The sequence below is a fragment of the Microseira wollei NIES-4236 genome, from assembly GCF_020521235.1.
GTDB lineage: Bacteria > Cyanobacteriota > Cyanobacteriia > Cyanobacteriales > Aerosakkonemataceae > Microseira > Microseira wollei.
In genome coordinates this window covers 1-1,540 of the sequence record NZ_BLAY01000426.1, presented here as the reverse complement: position 1 = coordinate 1,540, position 1,540 = coordinate 1, and the positions used below count along the sequence as shown (strand labels likewise).

The following is a 1,540-nucleotide window of genomic DNA, read 5'->3' as shown; positions in this document are numbered from 1 at the left end:
TGCCGTGCCCCTACTGAAATAAACAAAAACAGCAACACCGTTGATTTTAGGGGCACGGCATTTGATATTCTCGGCGACGCAGCGAGGGTTGATCGTGCCGTGCCCCTACACCCCGCCGATGCCGCCCCGATCGCCCTGGCACGGCATTTGATATTCTCGGCGACGACGCCTGGGTTGATCGTGCCGTGCCCCTACTGAAATAAACAAAAACAGCAACACCGTTGATTGTAGGGGCACGGCATTTGATATTCTCGGCGACGCAGCGAGGGTTGATCGTGCCGTGCCCCTACACCCCTTCGATGCCCCACCGATCGCCCTGGCACGGCATTTGATATTCTCGGCGACGCAGCGAGGGTTGATCATGCCGTGCCCCTACTGAAATAAACAAAAACAGCAACACCGTTGATTGTAGGGGCACGGCATTTGATATTCTCGGCGACGCAGCGAGGGTTGATCATGCCGTGCCCCTACACCCGGTCGATGCCCCACCGATCGCCCTGGCACGGCATTCTCTATTCTCGGCGACGACGCCTGGGTTGATCGTGCCGTGCCCCTACACCCCTTCGATGCCGCCCCGATCGCCCTGGCACGGCATTCTCTATTCTCGGCGACGACGCCTGGGTTGATCGTGCCGTGCCCCTACACCCGGTCGATGCCCCACCGATCGCCCTGGCACGGCATTTGATATTCTCGGCGACGACGCCTGGGTTGATCGTGCCGTGCCCCTACACCCGGTCGATGCCCTCAAACAAGATACGTCAGTTTTAACTTACTTTTTTTTAATATACGACATTTTTTTTACATTATGATGGGGTCGTGTTATGCTTCGCATATAAGCATTAGAGCGCCCCTAGCTGCTACTAGAGACGCTCTCAATGTTGAGGTAAGTGGCTGCAACCACTAAACTCTGCATTTTTGCTTTAAATTGTTCATTCGATCGTCTGTCAAGACGAAGGATTTCCTATGTCCAATTATAACACGCGGAAACAGGCGGAGATGATTTTGGCAGGATTGGGAGTGGCTGAGGTTTTGGCGACTTTCTATACCATTTATCCACCTGTTGCGATCGCTCTAATTCCATTAGCGATTTACTGTCTGCTGATCGTTTATTGGGATGATACGAAGCGCAAGGATAATGGTAAGCCTCACGCATAAAGGCGCGGAGCGCAAGCGGGCACACAAACGAAGCCTGCCGACCCAGGCTTTTTTGATTGGGCGGGCGAGACGCCCACCCCACAAGAACAAAGATGATTTTTTCTTGTGGGATGGGCATCTTGCCCGTCCCACCCCACAAGACAAAAGATGATTTTTTCTTGTGGGATGGGCATCTTGCCCGTCCCACCCCACAAGACAAAAGCTGATTTTTTCTTGTGGGATGGGCATCTTGCCCGTCCCACCCCACAAGACAAAAGCTGATTTTTTCTTGTGGGATGGGCATCTTGCCCGTCCCACCCCACAAGAACAAAGATGATTTTTTCTTGTGGGATGGGCATCTTGCCCGTCCCACCCCACAAGAACAAAGATGATTTTTTCTTGTGGG

The 1,540-nt window shown here is 53.1% G+C and carries 6 protein-coding genes; 4 read left to right on the top strand and 2 right to left on the bottom strand.

Translation table 11 applies throughout. From position 1 onward, the window contains the following. Window positions 1-198, top strand: a 198-nt coding sequence (locus tag MiSe_RS49000) for a hypothetical protein (protein ID WP_226594792.1), incomplete at its 5' end; no start/stop codon positions are given. Window positions 199-286: 88 nt separating this feature from the next. On the opposite strand, the gene MiSe_RS51835 is transcribed toward MiSe_RS49000, so the two are convergent. Next, window positions 287-418 (bottom strand): hypothetical protein, encoded by a 132-nt coding sequence (locus tag MiSe_RS51835; RefSeq protein ID WP_264197165.1) that lies wholly within the window; start codon window positions 416-418, stop codon window positions 287-289. A gap of 43 nt (window positions 419-461) precedes the next feature. On the opposite strand from MiSe_RS51835, the gene MiSe_RS48995 reads away from it, so the two are divergent. The 3 genes from MiSe_RS48995 (at window position 462) to MiSe_RS48990 (ending at window position 1,155) form a co-directional block, all read left to right on the top strand. Next, window positions 462-626: a hypothetical protein gene (locus tag MiSe_RS48995; RefSeq protein ID WP_226594790.1), complete on the top strand. Its 165-nt coding sequence runs from the start codon at window positions 462-464 to the stop codon at window positions 624-626. A gap of 7 nt (window positions 627-633) precedes the next feature. Continuing rightward, on the top strand, window positions 634-768 hold the full coding sequence (locus tag MiSe_RS51830) for a hypothetical protein (RefSeq protein WP_264197164.1): 135 nt from the start codon (window positions 634-636) through the stop codon (window positions 766-768). A gap of 195 nt (window positions 769-963) precedes the next feature. Further along, on the top strand, window positions 964-1,155 hold the full coding sequence (locus MiSe_RS48990; protein ID WP_226594788.1) for a hypothetical protein: 192 nt from the start codon (window positions 964-966) through the stop codon (window positions 1,153-1,155). On the opposite strand, the gene MiSe_RS48985 is transcribed toward MiSe_RS48990, so the two are convergent. Next, window positions 1,146-1,540 (bottom strand): hypothetical protein (locus MiSe_RS48985; RefSeq protein ID WP_226594787.1); only part of this gene is annotated, 395 nt, incomplete at its 5' end. The two genes, MiSe_RS48990 and MiSe_RS48985, sit on opposite strands and share 10 nt — an antisense overlap.

Bases quoted from the DNA above. Each gene is read 5' to 3' on its own strand.
- MiSe_RS48990 (WP_226594788.1), top strand. From the start codon at position 964: ATGTCCAATTATAACACGCGGAAACAGGCGGAGATGATTTTGGCAGGA.